Below are 20,992 nucleotides of genomic sequence, written 5' to 3' on the forward strand. Positions count from 1 at the left end.
GCGTATGAGAGAGCGCACTACGATCATCGATGATCGCAGCGCTGTAACTAGTCCTTGATCTCGCAGATCACGCTTCCGCTGGTGACGGTGGCGCCGACCTCGGCCTGCAGGCCGGTTACCGTCCCGGCCTTGTGAGCCGCCAGCGGCTGCTCCATCTTCATGGCCTCGAGCACCACGATCAGATCGCCGGCCGCGACGGTTGCGCCGTCGGCAACGGCGACCTTCACGATCGTGCCCTGCATCGGGGAGGTCAGCGAGTCGCCGGTGGCGGCCGCGGCCTTGCCGCCGCCGACCTTGCGAGCCTTCTTCGTCGGACCGGCCGAAGCCGGCCCCGCGGCGGCGAACCCGGCGGGCAGGACGACCTCGAGACGCCGCCCGCCGACCTCGACAGTGATGGCCTCGCGCTCTGCCGGCTCGGCCGGCTCGCCCGCGGCCCCGGCCCAGGGCGTCAACTGGTTGTCGTACTCGGTCTCGATCCAGCGAGTGTGCACCTTGAACGCCGAACCGTCGGTGGGGGCGAACGCCGCGTCGGAGACCACTGAGGCATGGAACGGGATCACCGTCGGCATGCCGTCGACGACGAACTCGGCCAATGCCCGCCGCGAACGCTCCAGCGCCTGCTCCCGGGTCGCCCCGGTGACGATGAGCTTGGCGATCAGCGAGTCGAACATCCCCGGCACGGTCTCACCGACCTCGTAGCCGGAGTCCAGCCGCACGCCCGGGCCGCTCGGCGGCTTCCAGGCGGTCAACGTGCCCGGTGCGGGCAGGAAGTTGCGGCCGCCGTCCTCGGCGTTGATCCGGAACTCGATCGAGTGGCCACGGATCTCCGGGTCGTCGTAGCCGAGCTCGGCGCCGTCGGCGATGCGGAACATCTCCCGGACGAGGTCCAGGCCGGTGACCTCCTCGCTGACCGGGTGCTCGACCTGCAGCCGGGTGTTCACCTCGAGGAACGAGATCGTCCCGTCCTGCCCGACGAGGAACTCGCAGGTCCCGGCGCCGACATAGCCGGCCTCGCGCAGGATCGCCTTCGAGGCGCGGTAGAGCTCGTCGAGCTGATCCTGCGTCAGGAACGGCGCGGGCGCCTCCTCGACCAGCTTCTGGTGGCGCCGCTGCAGCGAGCAGTCGCGGGTCGAGACGACCACGACGTTGCCGTGCGAGTCGGCCAGGCACTGGGTCTCGACGTGGCGCGGGTGGTCCAGATAGCGCTCGACGAAGCACTCGCCGCGGCCGAACGCCGACACCGCCTCGCGGACCGCCGACTCGTACAGCTCGGGGATCTCCTGAAGGGTCCGGGCCACCTTCAGGCCACGTCCGCCGCCGCCGAACGCGGCCTTGATGGCGATCGGCAGCCCGTGCTTCTCCGCGAAGGCCACGACCTCCTCGGCGCCGGACACCGGGTCGGCCGTGCCCGGCACCAGTGGGGCACCGGCCTTGTGCGCGATGTGCCGGGCGGCGACCTTGTCGCCGAGCGAGACGATCGCCGACGGGGGCGGGCCGATCCAGGTCAGCCCGGCGTCGATGACCGCTTGGGCGAAGTCTGCGTTCTCGGCGAGGAAGCCGTAGCCGGGGTGAACTCCGTCGGCACCGGACTTCCGGGCCACCTCGATGATCTTGTCGATGACCAGGTAGCTCTCGCCCGGGGTCGAGCCACCGAGGGCGAAGGCCTCGTCGGCGACGCGGACGTGCAGGGCATCGCGGTCGGGCTCGGCGTAGACCGCGACGCTGCCCAGCCCGGCGTCCCGACAAGCGCGGGCAACCCGGACGGCGATCTCTCCACGGTTGGCGATCAGTACCTTGCGCAAACCACGGCCTCCTCGGATTCCTGCGGAGTCTATTGACCCCGCAAGATCCGGTCGCGCACGCCGGCTCCCGTGATGTTACCGTTCGGTACGGTCTTGTTCGGTGCTGCCGCTCGGAGGTGACTGCGATGAGCTTCGGCCTGTCCGAGGAGCACGAGGCATTCCGCAAGGTCGTCCGCGATTTCGCCGAGAACGAGATCGCGCCGCACATCGAGCGGTGGGAGCACGAGGGCGGGCTGCCGAAGCAGGCCGTGCTCGCCATGGGCGAACTCGGGCTGTTCGGGCTGACCGCCGCGGAGGAGTACGGCGGCGCGGACGGCGACTTCACCAGCCTGTGCGTCGCGCTGGAGGAGATCGGTCGGATCGACCAGTCGATCGGCATCACGTTGGAGGCCGCGGTCGGGCTCGGGATCAACCCGATCGCGACGTTCGGCAGCGCGGAGCAGAAGCAGCGCTGGCTGCCCGACCTGGTCGCCGGGCGCGCGCTGGCCGGGTTCGGGCTGACCGAGCCCGACGCCGGATCCGATGCCGGCGCCACCCGGACCAAAGCCGTGCAGGACGGCGACTCCTGGGTACTCGACGGCGCCAAGGCGTTCATCACCAACTCCGGGCACGAGTTGACCTCGCTGGTCACGGTCACCGCCCGGACCGGCACGAGCGAGTCCGGCACGGCCGAGATCTCCACGGTCATCGTGCCGACCGGCACGCCTGGCTTCACCGCCGAACCGGCCTACCGCAAGCTCGGCTGGCACCTGTCCGACACCCATCCGCTCAGCTTCGACGGCGCCCGGGTGCCCGCCGACCACCTCCTCGGGCAGCGCGGCCGCGGGTTCGCGCAGTTCCTGGCCACGCTCGACGACGGTCGGGTGGCGATCGCCGCGCTGGCCGTCGGCCTGGCGCAGGCCTGCCTGGACCACTCGTTGGAGTACGCCAACTCCCGCACCGCCTTCGGGCAGCCCATCGGACGCAAGCAGGGCCTGGCCTTCCAGTTGGCCGACCTCGCGGTCGACGTCGAGGCCTCTCGCCTGCTGACCTACAAGGCCGCCTGGCTGAAGGACTCCGGCGCCTCGGTGAAGACGTTCAAGCAGGCCGCCGCGATGGCGAAGCTCTACTCGACCGAGGCCGCGGTCAAGGCCACCCGGACCGCGACCCAGGTGTTCGGCGGCTACGGGTTCATGGAGGAGTACCCGGTGGCCCGGTTCTACCGGGACGCCAAGGTGCTGGAGATCGGCGAGGGGACCTCGGAGGTCCAGCGGATCCTGATCGGACGCGGCCTGGGGCTGCCAGTCGAGTGATGCTATGATGCGGTGATGCGTACCACCCTCGAACTGGACGACGACCTGTTGGCGACCGCGCGCGAGATCGCGCGGACTCGAGGGGCCTCGATCGGCCGGGTGATCTCCGATCTGGCGCGCCGCGGGCTGTCGCCGAGTGTGCCGGTCCTGTCGGACGGCGTCGTCTTTCCGCACTTCGTCGTCCCGCCCGACGCGCCGCCGATCAGCTCCGAGGCGGTCGCCAGGGCGCTGGAGGAATGACCCGGCAGCTGCTCGACGTCAATGTCCTGATTGCGTTGGCATGGCCCAATCACGTGCACCATCGCGCGGCGCAGGCCTGGTTCGGCACGGTCCGGCCTGCTTGGGCCACGACCCCGATCACCCAGTGCGGTTTCGTGCGGGTATCGGCCAACCCGCGGTTCGTGCCGACAGCGGTGGGACCCGGTGACGCGGTCGCGATGCTCGCGGCGATGATCCGGACCGGAGACCACGAGTTTCTCGCCGATGCGGTCGAACTGGTGGTTGGGAGCGGGCGGGAACCGACACATCTGACGGGCCATCAGCAGGTCACCGACGCACATCTGCTCGCGGTCGCCGAACACCACGGTGCGGCGTTGGCGACATTCGACAGGGCGGTTCGAGCTTTGGCGGACCGGCCTGAGGCGGTGACGGTCATCGCCATTCCAGGCCTCACCTGACCTGGTTGCGCAGGGCCGGGAACACCTTGCCGACCTTTGTCAGCAGGTACTCGCCGTAGGTGCCGGAGTACTCGTGCAGGTCGGCGCCGTCCCACCGGGTCGTCCGCGCGTCCGGCGCCAGTTCGGCCCGGCCCACCGGTCGCACGTCGGCGTCCCACGACGGGTCGAGGAAGAACGGCCAGGACAGTCGGTGATGGCCCACCGAGGGGACCACCCGGTGCGGCGTCGAGCGGTAGTGACCACCCGTCAGTCGGTCGAGCATGTCGCCGATGTTGCACACGAACGTGTCCGGCACAGGGGGTGCCTCGATCCATCCGCCGGCGCGGGCACGCACCTGCAGACCACCGTGGTGGTCCTGTTTGAGGATCGTCAGCAGACCGTAGTCAGTGTGCTCGCCGACGCCCCACTGCCCGTCCTCGACCACCGGCGCCGGCGGGTAGTTGAAGATCCGGAACAGTACGGTCGGGTCGGTCGTCCAGTGCTCGGCGAACCACGTCTCCGGCAGCTCCAGGCTCAGTGCCAGACCGCGCATCAGCGCGTGCGCCAGACCGGTCATCGCATCGATCCAGGCCAGCACAGTCGGGCCCAGCTCAGGGGGCTGATCCGGCATCAGATTGCTGCCGTGCAAGGGAATTCCGGCCAGTACCCGCGGGTGTTCGGGGCCCAGTTCGCTGCCGAAGTAGATACCCTCCTTGACGTCGGTGCGCCCCGACGTCAGCTCCGCGCCGACCGGGAACCAGCCGCGCCAGGCCGCCCCGGCCAGCTCCATGCGGATCGCCGACTTGCGCTCGACGGGCAGCGCGAAGAACTCGCGGGACAACTCCTCGAGGCGCAGCTGCAGGCCGGCCGCGACGCCGTGGTGCGAGACGTAGAAGAACCCGGTGTCGCGGCAGGCCGCCCCCATCCGGTCGGCGACGGCCTGTCGGTCGGCGGGGTCGGACTCGGCCACCAGCGCGCCGATGTCGATGACCGGGAGGTCCACCGGCTCAGTCCTTCCGCCACAGGTCGGTCCAGCCGATCCCGAACCGGGCGAGCATCAGGCGCAGCAGGGGCAGCGAGACCCCGACGACGTTCGACGGGTCGCCCTCGATCCCGGTGACGAACGCTGCGCCGAGGCCGTCGAGTGTGAACGCCCCGGCCACCGTCAGTGGTTCACCGCTGGCCAGGTAGGCCTCGAGTTCCGCGTCGGTCGGGTCGGCGAAGTGGACCACGGTCGAGGCGACCTCGGCCTCGGAGCGCCCGGTCGCGGGCTCGATCAGGCAGTGCCCGGTGTGCAGGATCCCGGACCCGGCTCGCATGGCCTGCCAGCGGGCGCGGGCCGCGTCGGCGGTGCCCGGCTTGCCCCAGGGCCGGTCGCCGAGTTCCAGCAGCGAGTCGCAACCCAGCACCACCGTGGCTGGTGCGGCGTCGGTCATCCGAGCGGCGACCGCGGCAGCCTTGCGCCGGGCCAGTTCCAGCGTGGTCGCGGCGGGCGACCCGGCGTCGACGCCGTCCTCGTCGACGTCGCTGACGATCACCTCGGGCTCGACCCCGGCAGCCCGCAGGGTGGCCAGGCGGGCGGGGGAGGCGGAGGCGAGGATCAGCCGCGGTGGACGTTGCACCGCGACATTGTCCCCGGGGTCGGGCACGCGGCCACCGGGCGGGGCAAGATGAATGCATGCCGTACTACCGCAGCGCCGGTTCGGTCCCGCCGAAGCGGCACACCCAGTTCCGGCGTCCGGACGGCAGGCTGTATCACGAGGAGTTGATGGGGTCCGAGGGGTTCTCGTCGGACTCCGCGTTGCTCTACCACTTGAACATCCCCTCGGCGATCGTCGACAGCCGCGCCTGGGAAGTGCCCGACGCGACCACGACGCCGAACCACCCGCTGCGGCCGCGGCACCTGAAGCTGCACGAGTTGGCCGGCGACCCGGCCGGTACCGATGTGGTGACGGGGCGTCAGTTGATGCTGGGAAACGGCGACGTGCGCATCTGCTACGTCGTCGGCACCGCCGCGGCACCGCTGTACCGCAACGCCGTCGGCGACGAGTGCGTCTACGTCGAGGCGGGCACCGCGGTGGTCGAGACCGTGCTCGGCGCGCTCGAGGTGAGCGCCGGGCACTACGTGATCGTGCCCCGCGGCGTCACGCACCGCTGGGTCCCGACCGGCGCGGCGCCGTTGCGCTGCTACGTCGTCGAGGCGAACTCGCACATCACTGCGCCGAAGCGGTACCTGTCGACGCGCGGGCAGTTCCTGGAGCAGTCGCCCTACTGCGAGCGCGACCTGCAGGTGCCCACCCTGGGCGAACCGACCGAGGGGACCGACGTCGAGGTCTACGTGAAGCACCGCGGGCCCGGTGGGGTCGCCGGCTCCGTGCTGGTGCATGCCACCCACCCGTTCGACGTCGTCGGCTGGGACGGCTGCCTCTACCCGTTCGCCCTGGACGTGGCCGACTTCGAACCGATCACCGGCCGCGTGCACCAACCCCCGCCGGTGCACCAGGTGTTCGAGGGCGAGAACTTCGTGATCTGTAATTTCGTGCCGCGCAAGGTCGACTACCACCCGCTCGCGGTCCCGGTGCCGTACTACCACTCCAATGTCGACTCCGACGAGGTCATGTTCTACGTCGCCGGGAACTACGAGGCCCGCAAGGGATCCGGCATCGGGGTCGGGTCGGTCTCGTTGCATCCCGGTGGGCACGCCCACGGCCCGCAGCCCGGCGCCGCCGAGGCGGCACTCGGCGCCGAGAGCTTCGACGAGTTGGCGGTCATGATCGACACGTTCCGCCCGCTCGAACTCGGCGCCTCGGCCGGCGCCTGCGAGGACCCGAACTACGCCTGGACCTGGGCCGGGCGTCGGTCGTGAGGAGACAGGCCGTCGGCAATCTGTTGTCGACGGCGCTCGACGCGGCACTGGCCGGCCAGACGCCGGCGGCCCGGGCCTATCTGCGCCGGGAGCGGACGATGTGGCCGGACCGCAGCCTGGCCGAGCACGTCGCGGTCGCCGAACGACGGTTCGTCGCCGCAGTCACCGCGGTCGGCGCGGCCGCCGGTGCTGCCGCCGCGGCTCCCGGCGTCGGCACCGTGGCCGGGGCGGCGACCAACCTGGCCGAGATCGGGGCGTTCGTCGAGGCCAACGTGTTCTACGTGCTGGTGGTTGCCGAGATCCACGACGCCTTGCCGGACGACCCGGCCCGGGTGCGGGCGCTGGTGCTGGCGGTGCTGCTCGGCGACGTCTCCGAAGCGGTGGTCCGCAGCGCCGGCAAGCTCGGTCGGTACTGGGGCCGCGAGTTCGCCCAAGGCCTGCCGACCGAGGCGATCGAATTGGCCAACAGCGTTCTGGGCAAGCGGTTCATGACCCGCTGGGGCACCCGGCAGGGCGCGCTGCTGCTGGGCCGGGAGTTCCCGGTGCTCATCGGCGCCGCGATCGGCGGGGTCGGCAACCGGGTGATCGCCCGCAAGGTCGTGGGGTCGGTCGCCGAGGCGTTCGGCCCGGCGCCACCTGCCATCACCAGTCGAGGATCCGGGTGGATGCCAGACTGACCAGCGCCACGGCCAGAGGTAATCGCGGAGGCGGCTGATGACGACGAGGCTGGGCGAGGTTCGGGATCGGATCGCGGCCGGGATCATCGGCCGGCGGGCCGAGTTGGACCTGGTGCTGGCGGCCGTCGCGGCCGGGCGCGACATCGTGCTGGACGGCCCACCGGGGACGTCGAAGAGCACACTGGTCCGGGCGATCACGCAGGAGTGGGGCATCCCACTGATGTTCGTGGAGGGCAACGCCGACCTGACACCGGCGAAGCTGGTCGGGTACCACAGCCCGGCGCGGGTGCTGCAGTCCGACTACAGCGCGGACACGTTCATCGCGGGCCCGTTGGTCGAGGCGATGCGCGCCGGTGGGTTCCTCTACGTCGAGGAGCTGAATCGGGCCCCCGAGGACACGCTGAACACGTTGCTGGCCGCGATGGCGGAACGGCAGATCGCGGTGCCGCGGGTGGGGTCGGTGATCGCGGCCCCGACGTTCCGGATCATCGCGTCGATGAACCCGTACGACAACGTCGGCACGACCCGGCTGTCGGCGTCGATCCACGACCGGTTCTGTCGGTTGGCCGTGGACTACCAGGACGACGCGGCCGAGCGCGGCATCGTCGGGCTGCGGGCGGTGCTGGACGAGCTGGGGACCGAGCCGCGGGCCCGGTTGATCGCCGACGCGGTCGCCCTGACCCGGGCGACGCGGGAGCACCGCGACATCCGGCAGGGCGCCAGCGTGCGCGGCGCCATCGACCTGGCCCTGATCACGGCTCGCCTGCTGGAGCTCGACGGCGGTGCCACGGACTACCCCGAGGTGGTGTTCCGGGCGATGACCGTCGCGTTGTCCGGGCGGATCCACCTCGACGAGGTCAGCGAACTGACGCCGGAACAGGTGCTGCGCACGATCTGGGAGGACCACTTCGTACTCGACCCCGCGGCGGCGCGGCCCGGTTGAAGGTCTGTCGCCGCCGACAGCCCGCTGCAGCGGCCGGGGTCGGGTGACCGGCGCGGCGCCTTGGCCCCGCTGCGGCGCAAGCCCAAGACGCTCGACAAACCGCCGGTGCTCCACCGCGGGAACGGCGCCGGTGCCGGCTCGACCGGGGGCGAGGACGGGCCGCCGCGCCCCGGCCGGGACGGTGTGGCCCGCGGGATGACCGAGGAGAGCGGCAAGCTGCTCCCGATGCTCGGGGCCGAAGGGGTCCTCGACCCGGTGGTGGTCCGCCGAGCCCACCAGATCGCGGCCCGCTTGGCGCTGCCCCGGCCACCGCGACGGTCGGCCCCACGGCGCGGCCCGGGGGAGCTGATGAGTCGGCCGTGGCGGGGCGCCTGCGACGACATCGACCTCGACGCCACGATGGAGGCGGTGCTCACCGCGCCGCGGCCCTGCGACGAGGACATCGTGGTCCGGGAGTTCCTGCGCCCGCGGCGGGCACTGGTGCTGCTGGTCGACGTCTCCGGCTCAATGCGCGGCGAGCGGGTGCGGACCGCGGCCGCCACGGTCGGGGCGTTGGCGCGGGAATTCGGCCGGGACTCACTCGCGGTGATCGCGTTCGCCTCCGACGCGACCCGCCTGTGCGGCCTGACCGACCCGCCCGCGCCGGAGCGGTTGTTGGACGCGATGCTGCGGATCCCGGCGCGGGGGCTGACCAACGTGGCGTTCCCGTTGCAGGTGGCCGGCGACGAACTGGCCGGCCGCTCGCGCGCCGACGCAAGGGTGCTGCTGCTGTCGGACTGCGTGCACAACGCCGGGCCGGACCCGCGGCCCTGGGCGGCGCGACTGCCGCGCCTCGACGTCCTGCTCGACTGCTCCGAGGAGCACGACCTCGAGCTGGCGCGCGACATCGCGCGGCTGGGCCGCGGCCGACTGGCCACCGTCCGCTCGCACCGTGCGGTGGCACCGGCCATCAGCGGGTTCTTCGCCCGCTGAGTCCACCGTCAGGGCTCGTGCGGGATCTTGAACGGGAAACTGGCCCCGGCGTCGACGACCTGGGTGGTGCCGGTGATCCGGCGGGCCTCCTCGGAGGCCAGGAACAGCACCATGTTGCTGATGTCGAGCGGCTCCAGCCAGGGCACGTTCAGTGTGTTCATGGAGCGCAAGGCATCGGCGGCCTCGTCCAGGCTGGGGTTCTGCAGGTGCGGCAGGAAAAGGCTGTACGTGGCCTCGTTGTGGATCATGTCGGTGTTGACGATCGCGGGGTGCACCGAGTTCACCCGGATGTTGTGCGGCCCGAGCTCGAGGGCAAGGGCACGCATCAGGCCGGTCACGCCGTGCTTGGCGCTGACGTAATGCGAGATGCCCGCGAACGGCAACAGCCCGGCTATCGAGCTGGTCAGGATGATCGACCCACCGCGGCCGGCCTGGATCATCGAGGGGATGACGGCCTTGGCGGTCTTCCAGACACCGGTCAGGTTGACCGCCAGCATCTCGTCCCACTGCTGCTCGGTCAGCTCCCACGACATGCCGAGGGTGGCGATGCCGGCGTTGGCGACCACGATGTCGATGTGGCCGAACTCGGCGATCGCGTCGGCCACCGTCGCGTCCAGCCCGGCCTGATCGCGCACGTCGACCTGACGGGTGAGGATCCGCCGGTCCTGCTCCTCGACGAGCTTCGCGGTCTGGGCCAGGTCGTCCGGGGTCGACAGGTCGTACGGCACGGTGCTGATCGGCGCGCAGAGATCGACCGCGACGATGTCGGCACCCTCCTCGGCCAGCCGGATCGCATGGGAGCGACCCTGGCCGCGGGCGGCTCCGGTGACGAACGCGACCTTGCCCGATACCCGTCCCACCGGAGCTCCCCTCGTCGATCTGCAGGGGCTCAGCCTGTCGATTGCGTCCCGCCGCGCGCAAGGCCACCGGCCGGCCTTCAGCCCGGGAGTTGAACCGCGATCCGGGCCAGCAGACCGGCGCGAACGGCCGGCCACTCGGTGGCCAGGATCGAGAACATCACGGTGTCGCGGAACGTGCCGTCCTCGCGCCGCTGATCGCGGCGCGCGACACCTTCCCGCACCGCCCCGAGGCGTTCGATCGCGGCGGCCGACCGCTTGTTGACGACGTCGGTCTGGATGCGCACCCGGCCGTAGCCGCAGTCGTCGAAGCAGTGCCCGAGCAGCAGCAGTTTCGCCGCCGGGTTCACCGCGCTGCCCCACCAGGGTCGGCCGTAGACCGTGTTGCCCAGGTGGATCTTCTCGTTGGTCAGGTCGGCCTCGGCCAGCGTCGAGGTGCCCACGACCGTGCCCGGCTCGCCCAGCCGCGGGTCGACGATGTGCACCACGTACGCGAGCCGGCCGCCGCCGCGGCCGTCGAGGACGTCGCCCGGGCGCAGGTAACGCTCCCGGGCCAGCGAGACCGCGTCCGCGAACGACTCGGCCTGACGGTGCATTCCGAAGCCGGAGGCGTAGAGCTCCGGGTCGCGCAGCAGCTTGCCGAGCAGCAGCAGGTCGCGCTCGTGCAGCGGCTCGAGCCGGACCTGCGGTCCGGCCAACGGTTCACCGGTCGGGAGCAGCGCGGGCACGTTTACAGCCGCCAGACCGCCGCCCGCCACGCCCCGGGGCCCGGGAGCATCGGCTTGCGCAGCAGCGCGGCGCGGTCGGACCAGGCCGACCGTGCCTGAGGTTCGGGTGCCGCAGTCGCGGCGGAACGGGCGGAGAGTACGGCGACCAGCGCGGCCAGTTCCTCGTCCGAGGGCTCGCCGCGCACGATCCGCAACATCGGCCGGGTCGGTCGATCTTCGAGCTCACCGCTCATAGCGGGATGTTCCCGTGCTTGCGCGGCGGCAGCGAGGCGCGCTTGTTCCGCAGTGTCCGCAGCGCTCGCACCACGTGCGTCCGCGTCGTCGACGGCTCGATCACCGCGTCGACGTAACCGCGCTCGGCGGCGATGTACGGGTTGGCCAGCGTGTCCTCGTACTCGGTGACCAGTTCCTTGCGCCGGACCTCCGGGTTCGCGGTCTCGGCCAGTTCCTTGCGGTACAGGATGTTCACCGCGCCCTGGGCACCCATCACCGCGATCTGCGCGGTCGGCCAGGCGAAGTTCAGGTCGGCGTCGAGGTGCTTGGAACCCATGACGTCGTACGCGCCGCCGTAGGCCTTCCGCGTGATCACGGTGACCTTGGGGACGGTGGCCTCGCAGTAGGCGTAGATCAGCTTTGCGCCCCGGCGGATGATGCCGTCCCACTCCTGCGAGGTACCGGGCAGGAAGCCGGGAACGTCGACGAAGGTCAGGATCGGCACGTTGAACGCGTCGCAGGTGCGCACGAAGCGCGCGGCCTTCTCCGAGGCGTTGATGTCCAGGCACCCGGCGAACTGCATCGGCTGGTTGGCGACCACACCCACGCTGTGCCCGTCCACGCGGCCGAACCCGACGATGATGTTCGGCGCGTACAACTCCTGCACCTCGACGAACTCGCCGTCGTCGAGCACCTTCTCGATGATCGAGTGCATGTCGTAGGGCGTGTTCGCCGAGTCCGGGATGATCGTGTCGAGGGCCCGGTCCTCGTCGTTGATCCCGAGGTCGGTGTCGACGCCGTAGACCGGCGGGTCCGAGAGGTTGTTGCTGGGCAGGTAGGACAGGATCGCCTTGACGTACTCCAGCGCGTCCGCCTCGTCCGCGCCCATGTAGTGGGCGTTGCCGCTCTTGGTGTTGTGCGCCCGCGCCCCACCGAGGTCCTCGAACGAGACCTCCTCACCGGTGACGGTCTTGATGACCTCCGGACCGGTGATGAACATGTGCGAGGTCTTGTCGACCATCACCACGAAGTCGGTGATCGCGGGGGAGTAGACGTGCCCACCGGCGCAGGTTCCCATGATCAGCGAGATCTGCGGGACCACGCCGGAGGCGTGCACGTTGCGCGTGAAGATCTCGCCGTACAGGCCGAGCGAGACCACGCCTTCCTGGATCCGGGCGCCCGCGCCCTCGTTGATCCCGATGATCGGACAGCCGGTCTTGATCGCCAGGTCCATGACCTTGCAGATCTTCTCGCCGTACACCTCGCCCAGCGATCCGCCGAAGATGGCGAAGTCCTGGGAGAACACGCAGACCGGACGCCCGTCGACGGTGCCGTAGCCGGTGACTACGCCGTCGCCGTACGGACGGTTCTTCTCCAGCCCGAACGCTGTCGAGCGGTGCCGGGCGAACTCGTCCATCTCGACGAAGGAGTCCTCGTCCAGCAGCATGGCGATTCGCTCGCGGGCGGTCATCTTGCCCTTGGCGTGCTGCTTCTCCACGGCCTTCGCGGAGCCGGCGTGCACGGCCTCCTCGGTGCGCACCCCAAGCTCGGCGAGCTTCCCGGCCGTGGTGTGGATGTCGATGCCGTGGTCCGCCGGCGGAGAAGCGGGCAGGTCGGTCTCGAAGGCGGGCTCGGCCACGGAACTCCTCGCTCGGGCGGGGTACGGCGTCTTGCAGTCGTCGACCTTCAGCACTGCTTGTCGGCGGTTATTTCAGCCGACAAGCAGGGTTTACCGCCGACAGGGATGGTTTGCAGTCGACGACTGCAAACGCCGGGCGGCCCCGTCAGCCTATTGACCTTCCGTGACCGCCTCCCGGGCGCCCGGGAGGCGCGGGCCTACCCTGGGCCCCGTGATCGAGCCACTGGACGCCGCGACCCTGGCCGCCGCGCTGCCCTCCGCCTCCTGGCACGTCGACGTGGTCGTCGAGACCACGTCGACCAACACCGACCTGCGCACCGCGGCACTGGCCGGTACCGCTCGCCCGGGCACTGTGCTGGTCGCCGAGCACCAGACCGGCGGCCGCGGTCGCCTGGGCCGGACCTGGGAGTCCGCGCCGGGGGCCGGGCTGACGTTCTCGGTGCTGCTGGACCCGGGCCGGGCGCCGCTGGAGCGCTGGGGTTGGGTGCCGCTGCTGACCGGGCTGGCGATCGCCGAGTCCGTGGGGGCCGCGACGGGCATCGAGCTTCGGGTGAAGTGGCCCAACGACGTGCTCTCGATCGGTGGGTTGAAGGTCGCCGGGGTGCTGGCCGAACGGGTCGACGCTGCCACCGGTCCGCTGGCCGTGGTCGGGATCGGGCTGAACATCAGCGCCGGGCCGGACCAACTGCCGGTGTCCACGGCCGGGTCGCTGGCCATGGCCGGGGCGACCACAACCGACCGGCCGCGACTGCTCGGCGCGATCCTCGAGGCACTGGCCGGGCGGATGGACACCTGGCTGTCCTACGGCGGCGACGCCGCGGAGGCCGGGTTGCTCGACGCCTACGCCGCGACCAGCGCGACCCTCGGCCGGCAGATCTCGGTCGCCGTGCCGGGTGGCGAGGAGATCACCGGCGAGGCGTTGCACGTCGACGAGTCCGGCGCGCTCGTCCTGCGGACCTTGGACGGGCCGCGCGTCGTGGCCGCCGGAGACGTCACCGGGGTCGAGTAGAGGACGCCGGCGCGGTGGCCGAGCAGTTCCTGGTGGAGTTCCGCCGGCACGCCTACGTGCTGGCGCTGCCGACGCTGGTCCTCGGCGTGTGCAGCGGGCTCGGCGCGTTCCTCGTCGCGACCGTTCCGGAGTCCGGGGCACGCGACGCGCTGCGGGCGATCATCTCGGTCGGCATCGTCCTGCTCGTGCTGCGCTGGGCCGTGTGGCCGTTCGCCGGCTGGTACGGCAACACCCACGTGGTGACGACCGAGCGGGTGTTCCGCCGGCAGGGTGTGTTCGCCAAGCACGGCACCGAGCTGGCGCTGAACCGGGTGGTCGGGATCGCGCTGACCCGGTCGATGCTCCAGCGGATGCTCGGCGCCGGCCGGCTGACGGTGGAGTACCACGAGGTCACCGCCCCGGACGGCCGGGCCACCTGGGTGCTGGACGACGTGCCGCTGGTTGCCGACGTCCAGCAGTTGCTGCTGGCGCTGACCGCGGCCGGCGGGCGCCCGCCGCCCGACCCGCCCCGGTGGCCCGTAGACCCGGCGTTGCCCGACTTTTGCTGAGTCCGGGCCCGCGTGCGGTGGGTCGGAGCAAAACGCCACGAACACGACCGTCGGACGTGTTGTCCGCCCCTGAGGCGCGCGCGGCTTTACCATCGGCGCATGACTCGTCTGTTGCTCGCCGAAGATGACGTCGCGATCTCTGAGCCGCTGGCCCGCGCGCTACGTCGCGAGGGCTATGCCGTGGAGGTCCGGGCCGACGGGGTGCAAGCCCTGGAAAGGGCTCGGCAGGGCGGTATCGACCTGGTGGTTCTCGACATCGGCCTGCCGGGGCTCGACGGGCTGGAGGTGTGCCGCCGCCTGCGTGGCGACGGGCAGGTGATTCCCGTCCTCGTGCTGACCGCCCGGGCCGATGAGGTCGACACGGTCGTCGGCCTGGACGCCGGCGCCGACGACTACGTCACCAAGCCGTTCCGGCTGGCCGAGCTGCTGGCCCGGGTGCGCGCGCTGCTGCGCCGTGGCGCGCCCGAGGTGGGCCACGGCATCCGCGGAGTCCGCATCGACATCGAGTCGCACCGCGCCTGGATGGGCGACGCCGAGCTGCAGCTCACTGCCAAGGAGTTCGACCTGCTGCGGGTCCTGATCCGCGACGCGGGCCGGGTGGTCACTCGCGACCAGCTGATGCGGGAGGTCTGGGACACGACCTGGTGGACCTCGACCAAGACCTTGGACATGCACATCTCCTGGCTGCGCAAGAAGCTGGGCGACGACGCGACCAACCCGCGCTACATCACCACCGTCCGTGGCGTCGGGTTCCGCTTCGAACGCGAGTGACCGCCACCGACGATCGGTTCGCCGAACGCGATGGGTAAGCGACTGGTCGTCTCGACCCTCGCGGTCGTGGTCGTCGTGGTCCTGTTGCTCGGGGTCCCGCTCGGCGTGGCGATGCGCAACGGGATCGAGAGCAGTGCGAACGACAGCCTGCGCACCGAGGCGCAACGGCTGCTGAACACCGTCGAGGTCCGCGGGGAACTCGGCGAGCCGATGGACCGGAGCTCGCTGGAGTCGGTGATCTCCCGCGACCGCAGCGCGACGGTCACGCTGCCGGACAAGTCGGTGATCCGGCTCGGCGCCAACCCGCCCGGCGGCGACAAGCTGTCGGTGACGATCGACGACAACGTCCGCGGCGACCACGTCACCGTGATGGAGTCCCGCGACGGGGTCACCTCGCAGACCCGCAAGGCTTGGCTGCTGATCATGATCGAGGCGTTGTTCGCGATCGCGACCGCCGGCGCGTTGGCCGCGCTGCAGGCCCGCAGCCTGACCCGCCCCCTGATCGAGCTGGCGGAGACCGCCGAGCGCTTCGGCTCCGGCGACCCCAGCCGCCGTCGGCACCGCCGCAGCTACGGCCTGCCCGAGGTCGACCGGGTCGCCGATGTGCTGGAACGCCGCGAGGAACGGATCTCCCGGATCCTGGCCGGCGAGCGACAGTTCGCCTCCAACGCCTCCCACCAGCTGCGCACCCCGCTGACCGCACTGTCGATGCGGTTGGAGGAGATAGCGATGTCCGACGACCTGGACGTGATGCGCGACGAGGCCAACGTCGCCCTCGGCCAGGTCGAACGGCTCACCGAGGTCGTCGAGCAGCTGCTCACCAGCCACCGCACGCCGCCGGTCGTGGCCGGCGAGGTCGTCGAGATCGACAAGATCGTGGGCCAGCAGATCGACGAGTGGAGCGTCGCGCTACGCAAACTCGGGCGCTCGATCCAACTCGTCGGCGTACCGGCGCTCAGCGCGCGGGCGAACGCGGCGAGCGTGTCCCAGATCCTGGCGACGCTCGTCGAGAACGCATTGCACCACGGGGCCGGGACGGTCTCCATCCGCACCCGGACCGTGGGTGGCTCGGTCGTCATCGAGGTGACCGACGAGGGCGAGGGCGTCTCCGAGTCGCTCGGGCACCGCATCTTCGAGGCCGGCATCTCCGGCGGGTCCAGCACCGGGCGTGGCCTGGCCCTGGCCCGCGACCTGGCCCGGGCCGACGGGGCCCGACTGGAACTCGTGCAGCAGCGCCCGGCGGTCTTCGCGCTCTTCCTCGCGGCCCCCGACTTCCCGACCTAAACCCTGAACCCTGCACTTCTGCTGCCTGTCGCACCTATCGCGCGGCGCGGTAGGTGCGACAGGCAGCACAAGTCGGGGGATCAGGCCGGGGCTCGGGTGGCCGCTGCCGCCGGGTAACGATGTCGGCCGAGCCGGAGGGCGCCGGAACGGATTGGAGCCGCACCGGCACTCATGATGAGCTCGCTGTCCTTGTTGCTCGCTTGTGCTCCTCGCTCGTCCCTCGCTCGTCGCAGTCGCTCGGGATGCTCGCTCATGGCACGATCGGGGCGGGGCGGCTCGTGGTCGCCCCGCACTGGGAGGGGGTCGGGTGTTCCTGCTGATGGTGGTAGTCGTTGCCTTGGTCGTGTTCGCGGTTGCCGCGGTGGCCTCCGGCCAGGGCGGGACCCTCGGCCCGGCCGACCACGACCTGCCCGGTCCACCGATCGACCCCGGCTCGGCCGACCTCGCGGACCTGTCCGCCGCGGCGTTCCCGGTCTGCGTTCGTGGTTATCGCATGGACGCGGTCGACGCGGTGATCGATCGGTTGTCCGCCGAGATCGCGGCCCGCGATGCCCGGATAGCCGAACTCACCTACCGTCTCGAGGACCGGAGCCGGTACTGAGCGGCCCGGTCGCCGGTCCCGACGGGAGCCTGCGCTGCCCGTGGGGCCTGTCGACCCCGGACTACGTCGAGTACCACGATCTCGAATGGGGTCGCCCGGTCCACGGCGACGACCGCTTGTTCGAACGGCTGACACTCGAGGCCTTCCAGTCCGGTCTGTCCTGGCTGACGATCCTGCGTAAGCGCGAGTCGTTCCGCACCGCGTTCGCCGGGTTCTCGATCCGCCAGGTCGCCGAGTTCGGTGACGACGACGCGGCGCGACTGCTCGCGGACGCCGGAATCGTACGCAACCGCGCCAAGATCGCCGCGGCGATGCGCAACGCCCGCGCCGCCGCCGAACTCGGGGTCGGCGGGCTGGAAAGGTTGCTCTGGTCGTTCGCTCCGGACCCGGCCGCGCACGTCCGTCCCAGGACGCTCGCCGATGTCCCGGCGACCTCTCCCGCCTCGACCGCGATGGCCAAGGAGCTCAAGAAGCGCGGGTTCGCATTCGTCGGACCGACGACGGCCTACGCGTTGATGCAGGCGACCGGGATGGTCGACGACCATCTGGTCGGATGCATCTCGAGCGACTCGAGCAAGCGAGGAACGAGCGCGCGAGACAAGCGAGCAAGAAGTACCGCCGAGGTCTGAGTCCCGGTCAGTTGGCTGGGGTCTGGTTGGCCTGCTCGTGCTCGTAGAGGTCGCGGGCGTCGGAGACGCGGCCTGGGGGCGCCGTGATCGCGTTGCCGTCGGCCGCAGGGAGCATCGCGGTGCTGCTGCCCGAGGAGATCCGCCGGGGCGTCGTGCGCACCGTGCTCGACGAGGTGTGCATCGACACGGTGTCGGTCGTCGCCGGGCTGTCCGCGGCCGGGGCCATGATCGGCGCTGGGGCCGACATCGCGCTCGAGTCCGTCGTGGTGGAGGAATCCGACGACCCCGCCGGGGCGGTCATGTCGGTCGGGGCCACGGTGGGCTGGCCGCCCGGCAGCGGGGTGAGTTGCGTGTCGGGTTTGGTCAGCTGGCTGTTGTAGAGGTCGAGCGCGTCCGACACACGGTCGGTCGGCAGCCACAGCTCGACGCCGGGCGAAGCGCCGGGTGCCGGCGTGGCCGACGGCGTCAGGATCGACGTCAGGGGGGCCGACGCCGCGGGCGGCCCGACCGGGGGAGCGGCCGGGTCCTCCGGAGCGGCAGGTTTCAGCGTGTCGGTCGAGTTGCCCGAGACACTCGCCGGCGCCGGGCCAGGCAGCGGGGCCGGGATCAGCGCCGGAGCTTCGGCCGCGGGGGCCGCAGCAGCGGGCGCGGTGGTGGCGGCCGGTCCGGCCGCCGGGTTCGTCGTCGGCGTGATGCCACCGGTGGTCAACCCGCTGGCCAGACCGCCCACGAGCGGGAGGTTGCCCAAGCCGGGCAGCAGCGGGGTCGACGGGGTCCCCGGAACCGGGTTCCCCGGCAGCAGCGGGACGGTCGGCAGCGACGGCAGCGCCGGCAGTGATGGCAGCGGGTTGGTCGGGGCGATGCCCAGCGCCTTCTCGGCGTCGAACGCGATCGGGTCGACCGCGCTGAGCAGCGAGTCCAACGAGCCGCTGTGCAGGTGGGTGATCCGGTTGACCGGATGGTCGCGGTTGAACCGGGGCGAGCCGCTCTCGAACACCGTCCAGACCTTGCCGTCGTGGACGGTCAGGTCCTCGGGCATGGCCGGCATCCACACGCAGGCCACTGGCGACTTGAGCGTCGACGGGCCGGTCCGGCGGACCACGACGAGCTCGCCGCGGCCGGTGTTGTTGTCGGTCGAGAACACGAAGTCGTCCGGGGTGATGATCAGGCCCTGGGCCCGGTCCGGCACGACCCACGGGCCCTCGACCTTCTTCAGGGTCCCGTCCGGGTCGAGCGTGTAACGGTTCATCAGGCCCGGCACGCCGGCGTTGCCGTGATTTCCTGTGTACAAAGAGTCACCGTCGACCGACATGAAGTCGGTCGCGTCGATGTTCTGCCGGGGCCCGTCGCTCTTCAGGTAAACGGGACTCTTGCCGGTGATCGACTGCTGCATCGCAGCCTGCAGATCGGCGGTCCGGTACTTCTCGACGGTAGGCGACCCGACTTTCGGCCAGGGGTTGTCGCCGGTGAAGAGCCAATCGCCGAAGAAGGCCATTCCGCCGAGGTGCGACTCGTCCACCATGACCGTGCCGACCGGGTCCCCGGTTTCCGGGTTCAGGCCGACGAGGTAGGACTGGTGTCCGGTCCGGTACATGCCCAGCAGGACCAGGTCGTGGCCCTGGCCGTCCCAGTTGTCCCAGGCGTCGAGCGCCTGCGGGATGTAGTTGCCGAGGTAGGGCACGGACGCCGCGGGCCGGAACAGTTGGTCGTAGATGCTGGAGACGGAGCGGCCCTGGTACTTGGAGACGTTGCCTCGCAGCTGCGAGTCGTCACACTTCGGGCCCGCTGCGGCGGCCGGGACGTGGCGCGCGGCGGTGGACAGCATCGAGACCGGGGCGACCGAGTCGATCACCGGGTGGCCGTGGCCCTTGAGGTGGTCCGAGGAGCCGGTGACCGCGCCGGCCAGCGTCATGTCCGAATGGTTGTCCCAACCGACGCGCAGGAACCCGACCGGACTCGATGAGCTCCCGGACGCGAACGCACTGGCTACCAGCGCTCCCACGAACCCGAGCGCCGCTGTTTTCGGACGCAACGACCTTCCCCTCCCCGCCCCCAGGATCACCCGTTTGCCGCAACAGCGGCCTTTGGATGCTCGCAGGGGCCTGGGCGGGACGCACCGGGCTCAACGCAATCCTGTGCTGGATTACGAGGAAATGACTCGACACCCCTGGTTGCTGGTGGCTTTGTTACTTGACATTGCCCGAATAGGGACACTCGGAACATTTCGGGCAGAGGCGAATGTCACTCTGAGTGACTACTTTCCGAGACCCTTGATCAACGTCCCGTGAACTCGGGTTTGCGCTTGGCCAGGAAGGCGGCCAGGGCGGCGGCATGGTCGATCGTCCCGCCGGCCGCGACGATCTCCTCGTGCTCCTGCCGCAACGATGCGCTCAGCGACTGATCGGCCGCGGACCGTAGCAGTCGCCGGACCGCCGCGTACGCCAGCGTCGGGCCGGCCGCAAGACGTCCGGCGAGCTCGGCGACGGCGACCGGCAGGTCCGCGGCCGGGACCACGGAGTTGACCAGGCCCAGCTCCGCTGCCTGCTCGGCGGTCAACGTGGGGGAGAGCATGAGCAGTTCAGCCGCCTTGGCCGGCCCGACCAGGCGAGGCAGGAACCAGGACATCCCGGTGTCCGGGGTCAGGCCGATCGCGGTGAACGCGGTGGTGAAGGTGGCCTTGTCGGCGGCGATTCGGAAGTCCGCGGCCAAGGCCAGGGACATCCCGGCCCCGGCGGCCGCCCCGTTGATAGCGGCGACCACCGGCTTCGGCATCTCCGCGACCAGTTCGCAGATCGGCGCGTAGTGCTCCGGGACCGTCGTGAAGATTTCCTCCGGCGTGCCGGTCTGCGCGACCGCGGCGAACTCCCGCAGGTCCTGGCCGACGCAGAAGCCGCGGCCGGCGCCGGTCAGCACGACTGCGCGGACGCCCGGGTCGTCGGCCGCTGCGCGCAACGCGGCCAGCAGCGCCTGTTTGGTCGCCAGGTCGAGGGAGTTGAACGCGTCGGGGCGGTTCAGGGTGATCGTCGTGACGGCATCGGTGTTGGCGACCAGGACGGACTCGGGCGACGTCATGGCCGCAGGCTATGACCGGAGGTTCTGGCGTCTTTCGCCACCCGCCGGGACGGTGCCTGCGCGCCCCCCGGGGCGTTGCCTGAGATAATGGCGGAACGGACACGGATCGTGGCCCTGTGTGGCCGCGTCCTGATTCCGGGGCGGGCGGCCGGCGGCGCCGTCACAGCGACCTGCGGGGACGGAAGGAGCGAGCATGGCGGCCATGAAGCCGCGGACCGGTGACGGACCGCTCGAGGTCACCAAGGAGGGCCGCGGCATCGTCATGCGGGTTCCGCTGGAGGGCGGCGGCCGATTGGTGGTCGAGCTGTCCGCGGACGAGGCGGGCGCGCTCGGTGAGGCGCTCAAGGGCGTCGTCGCATGACCCTGCAGCCGTGAACGAGCCCGCGAGCGAACCAATGTCACAGTGTCAGCCGATGTCGAAGGTGTGCGGGCG

The 20,992-nt window shown here is 70.9% G+C and carries 23 protein-coding genes; 14 read left to right on the plus strand and 9 right to left on the minus strand.

Annotated features, from left to right (window positions below):
- Positions 1-47: 47 nt before the first annotated feature.
- Positions 48-1,802, minus strand: a complete 1,755-nt coding sequence (locus VHU88_17430) for a biotin carboxylase N-terminal domain-containing protein (protein ID HEX3613474.1) — start codon at positions 1,800-1,802, stop codon at positions 48-50.
- Between the two features lie 125 nt (positions 1,803-1,927).
- Between VHU88_17430 and VHU88_17435 the strand changes: the two genes are divergently transcribed.
- The 3 genes from VHU88_17435 to VHU88_17445 are packed head-to-tail and all read left to right on the plus strand — an operon-like array spanning position 1,928 to position 3,771.
- Entirely contained in the window at positions 1,928-3,094 is a 1,167-nt protein-coding gene (locus VHU88_17435; protein HEX3613475.1) for an acyl-CoA dehydrogenase family protein, read from the plus strand.
- A 15-nt stretch (positions 3,095-3,109) separates the two neighbouring features.
- Positions 3,110-3,334, plus strand: coding sequence for a type II toxin-antitoxin system VapB family antitoxin (locus VHU88_17440; protein ID HEX3613476.1), 225 nt, complete (start codon positions 3,110-3,112; stop codon positions 3,332-3,334).
- On the plus strand, positions 3,331-3,771 hold the full coding sequence (locus VHU88_17445) for a TA system VapC family ribonuclease toxin (GenBank protein ID HEX3613477.1): 441 nt from the start codon (positions 3,331-3,333) through the stop codon (positions 3,769-3,771). The genes VHU88_17440 and VHU88_17445 overlap by 4 nt, the downstream gene beginning before the upstream one ends.
- Here the strand turns inward: VHU88_17445 and VHU88_17450 are convergent.
- Entirely contained in the window at positions 3,764-4,753 is a 990-nt protein-coding gene (locus VHU88_17450) for a 2-oxoglutarate and iron-dependent oxygenase domain-containing protein (GenBank protein ID HEX3613478.1), read from the minus strand. The genes VHU88_17445 and VHU88_17450 overlap by 8 nt on opposite strands.
- A 4-nt stretch (positions 4,754-4,757) precedes the next feature.
- A complete protein-coding gene (locus VHU88_17455; protein ID HEX3613479.1) occupies positions 4,758-5,372 on the minus strand; it encodes a nucleoside triphosphate pyrophosphatase in 615 nt (204 codons plus the stop codon).
- Between the two features lie 56 nt (positions 5,373-5,428).
- Here VHU88_17455 and VHU88_17460 point away from each other — a divergent pair, with 56 nt between their 5' ends.
- From VHU88_17460 to VHU88_17475, 4 genes are read left to right on the plus strand one after another with little or no spacing between them, the layout of a single operon-like run.
- Positions 5,429-6,616 (plus strand): homogentisate 1,2-dioxygenase, encoded by a 1,188-nt coding sequence (locus VHU88_17460; GenBank protein HEX3613480.1) that lies wholly within the window; start codon positions 5,429-5,431, stop codon positions 6,614-6,616.
- Entirely contained in the window at positions 6,613-7,293 is a 681-nt protein-coding gene (locus tag VHU88_17465) for a hypothetical protein (protein HEX3613481.1), read from the plus strand. Before VHU88_17460 ends, VHU88_17465 begins: the two co-directional genes overlap by 4 nt.
- Positions 7,294-7,330: 37 nt before the next feature.
- On the plus strand, positions 7,331-8,236 hold the full coding sequence (locus VHU88_17470) for a MoxR family ATPase (protein ID HEX3613482.1): 906 nt from the start codon (positions 7,331-7,333) through the stop codon (positions 8,234-8,236).
- A 60-nt stretch (positions 8,237-8,296) separates the two neighbouring features.
- The gene (locus VHU88_17475; protein HEX3613483.1) at positions 8,297-9,208 is read left to right on the plus strand and encodes a vWA domain-containing protein; all 912 of its coding nucleotides are present in this window, start codon (positions 8,297-8,299) and stop codon (positions 9,206-9,208) included.
- Between the two features lie 8 nt (positions 9,209-9,216).
- On the opposite strand, the gene VHU88_17480 is transcribed toward VHU88_17475, so the two are convergent.
- The 4 genes from VHU88_17480 to VHU88_17495 form a co-directional block, all read right to left on the minus strand.
- The gene (locus tag VHU88_17480) at positions 9,217-10,068 is read right to left on the minus strand and encodes a mycofactocin-coupled SDR family oxidoreductase (GenBank protein ID HEX3613484.1); all 852 of its coding nucleotides are present in this window, start codon (positions 10,066-10,068) and stop codon (positions 9,217-9,219) included.
- A gap of 77 nt (positions 10,069-10,145) precedes the next feature.
- Positions 10,146-10,793, minus strand: coding sequence for a GNAT family protein (locus tag VHU88_17485; protein HEX3613485.1), 648 nt, complete (start codon positions 10,791-10,793; stop codon positions 10,146-10,148).
- Between the two features lie 2 nt (positions 10,794-10,795).
- A complete protein-coding gene (locus VHU88_17490; protein ID HEX3613486.1) occupies positions 10,796-11,026 on the minus strand; it encodes an acyl-CoA carboxylase subunit epsilon in 231 nt (76 codons plus the stop codon).
- Positions 11,023-12,645, minus strand: coding sequence for an acyl-CoA carboxylase subunit beta (locus VHU88_17495; GenBank protein ID HEX3613487.1), 1,623 nt, complete (start codon positions 12,643-12,645; stop codon positions 11,023-11,025). Before VHU88_17495 ends, VHU88_17490 begins: the two co-directional genes overlap by 4 nt.
- Positions 12,646-12,856: 211 nt before the next feature.
- Here VHU88_17495 and VHU88_17500 point away from each other — a divergent pair, with 211 nt between their 5' ends.
- The 6 genes from VHU88_17500 (at position 12,857) to VHU88_17525 (ending at position 17,487) form a co-directional block, all read left to right on the plus strand.
- Positions 12,857-13,654 (plus strand): biotin--[acetyl-CoA-carboxylase] ligase, encoded by a 798-nt coding sequence (locus tag VHU88_17500; GenBank protein HEX3613488.1) that lies wholly within the window; start codon positions 12,857-12,859, stop codon positions 13,652-13,654.
- A 14-nt stretch (positions 13,655-13,668) separates the two neighbouring features.
- Positions 13,669-14,202: a PH domain-containing protein gene (locus VHU88_17505; protein ID HEX3613489.1), complete on the plus strand. Its 534-nt coding sequence runs from the start codon at positions 13,669-13,671 to the stop codon at positions 14,200-14,202.
- A gap of 99 nt (positions 14,203-14,301) precedes the next feature.
- Positions 14,302-14,973, plus strand: a complete 672-nt coding sequence (locus VHU88_17510; protein ID HEX3613490.1) for a response regulator transcription factor — start codon at positions 14,302-14,304, stop codon at positions 14,971-14,973.
- Positions 14,974-15,003: 30 nt separating this feature from the next.
- On the plus strand, positions 15,004-16,257 hold the full coding sequence (locus VHU88_17515) for an ATP-binding protein (GenBank protein ID HEX3613491.1): 1,254 nt from the start codon (positions 15,004-15,006) through the stop codon (positions 16,255-16,257).
- A 307-nt stretch (positions 16,258-16,564) separates the two neighbouring features.
- On the plus strand, positions 16,565-16,858 hold the full coding sequence (locus VHU88_17520; protein HEX3613492.1) for a hypothetical protein: 294 nt from the start codon (positions 16,565-16,567) through the stop codon (positions 16,856-16,858).
- Between the two features lie 29 nt (positions 16,859-16,887).
- Positions 16,888-17,487, plus strand: a complete 600-nt coding sequence (locus VHU88_17525) for a DNA-3-methyladenine glycosylase I (GenBank protein HEX3613493.1) — start codon at positions 16,888-16,890, stop codon at positions 17,485-17,487.
- Positions 17,488-17,494: 7 nt separating this feature from the next.
- Here the strand turns inward: VHU88_17525 and VHU88_17530 are convergent, their stop codons facing one another.
- Both VHU88_17530 and VHU88_17535 read right to left on the minus strand, forming a co-directional pair.
- On the minus strand, positions 17,495-19,399 hold the full coding sequence (locus VHU88_17530) for a hypothetical protein (GenBank protein HEX3613494.1): 1,905 nt from the start codon (positions 19,397-19,399) through the stop codon (positions 17,495-17,497).
- Positions 19,400-19,761: 362 nt separating this feature from the next.
- Positions 19,762-20,559 (minus strand): enoyl-CoA hydratase-related protein, encoded by a 798-nt coding sequence (locus VHU88_17535; protein ID HEX3613495.1) that lies wholly within the window; start codon positions 20,557-20,559, stop codon positions 19,762-19,764.
- Positions 20,560-20,752: 193 nt separating this feature from the next.
- Between VHU88_17535 and VHU88_17540 the strand changes: the two genes are divergently transcribed.
- Positions 20,753-20,920 (plus strand): DUF3117 domain-containing protein, encoded by a 168-nt coding sequence (locus VHU88_17540; GenBank protein ID HEX3613496.1) that lies wholly within the window; start codon positions 20,753-20,755, stop codon positions 20,918-20,920.
- Positions 20,921-20,992 lie beyond the last annotated feature (72 nt).

Source organism: Sporichthyaceae bacterium (assembly GCA_036269075.1).
Classification (GTDB): domain Bacteria; phylum Actinomycetota; class Actinomycetes; order Sporichthyales; family Sporichthyaceae; genus DASQPJ01.